Origin of the sequence: Pleomorphomonas sp. JP5 (genome assembly GCF_023721815.1) — a bacterium.
Lineage (GTDB): Bacteria > Pseudomonadota > Alphaproteobacteria > Rhizobiales > Pleomorphomonadaceae > Pleomorphomonas.
Genome location: NZ_JAMDLI010000012.1, coordinates 1 through 1,146, shown reverse-complemented (window position 1 = coordinate 1,146; position 1,146 = coordinate 1). Strand labels below are relative to the sequence as shown.

1 protein-coding gene is annotated in these 1,146 nt (G+C 62.8%); it reads left to right on the top strand.

Annotation, left to right across the window (positions count from 1 at the left end; genetic code table 11):
- Positions 1 to 184: 184 nt before the first annotated feature.
- Positions 185 to 1,123: an IS110 family transposase gene (locus M4J40_RS17240; RefSeq protein ID WP_251755662.1), complete on the top strand. Its 939-nt coding sequence runs from the start codon at positions 185 to 187 to the stop codon at positions 1,121 to 1,123.
- The last annotated feature ends 23 nt before the right edge of the window (positions 1,124 to 1,146 follow it).

Below are 1,146 nucleotides of genomic sequence, written 5' to 3'. Positions count from 1 at the left end.
CCCTTGTAACTTAGCCCCACCACGATCTGGTATCATTCCGGTTGCGGTGGCGGACGGGAGACCGCCCCCCCTTAGGGACACCAAGCCCGTGATTGAGCAAGGGTCCTCGTCCGCCGTTCCATCGAACCCGAACAGTCGCTTGGGCCGCACAAAGCGAAGCCCGCTTGCGCAAGGATGGGATCGGATGGACGCTCTCTACATCGGCATCGACGTCTCAAGGGATCGCCTGGACGTCGCTGCGACTTCCCCTTCGGTGGCTGCTTTCCACCTGCCACGCAATCACGATGGGTTGGCGGATCTGGTCGAACGGCTGAAGCCGCTCGGGGCAGAACGGATCGCCGTTGAGGCCACTGGCGGTTTCGAAACCGTGGTGGTGGCAGCTCTGGCCGCCGCCTTGCTGCCGGTCGTCGTGGTCAATCCTGCCCAAGTTCGTGCCTTTGCCTGGGCGCTCGGCAAGCGGGCCAAGACGGACCCGATCGACGCCGCTGTGATCGCCCGCTTCGCCGAGGCTACCAGACCGGACTTGCGGCCGCTGGCCGACGCCGAGACCGAGGCGCTGGCCGATCTCGTCACCCGACGCCGACAGATCGTCGCCATGATCGGAGCGGAAAATCAACGTCTTAAGCGAGCATCCGCCCGCACGGCCAAGAGCATCAGACGGTTGCTGAAAGCGCTTGAGAAAGAACTCACCGGCATTGACCAGGACATCGACGACAGTATTCGCCGATCGCCCAACTGGCTGGAAAAGGTCGAACTGCTGAAATCCGTTCCCGGCATCGGCGATCAGATCGCCCGTACGCTGATCGCCGAATTGCCGGAGCTGGGTACGCTCGACAGACGCCAGATCGCTGCCCTCGTCGGCCTGGCCCCCTGGACGCGCCAATCCGGCCAATGGCGCGGCAAGAGCTTCATCGGTGGAGGCCGCGCAGCCGTCCGATCGGCTCTCTACATGGGAGCCCTCCTCGCCGCCCGATACAATCCAGAACTCAAGGCCTTCCGTGATCGCCTCGTCGATCAAGGCAAACCCAAGCTCGTCGCAATCATCGCTGTCGCCAGAAAGCTCGTCACCATCCTCAACGCCCTCATCCGGGACAATCAACCATGGCACGAACTAAAAGCTTGACCGACAAGACAGTCGCTCAATCG

Excerpts from the sequence above, each read along its gene's own strand:
- M4J40_RS17240 (WP_251755662.1), top strand. The coding sequence starts at position 185 with ATGGACGCTCTCTACATCGGCATCGACGTCTCAAGGGATCGCCTGGAC.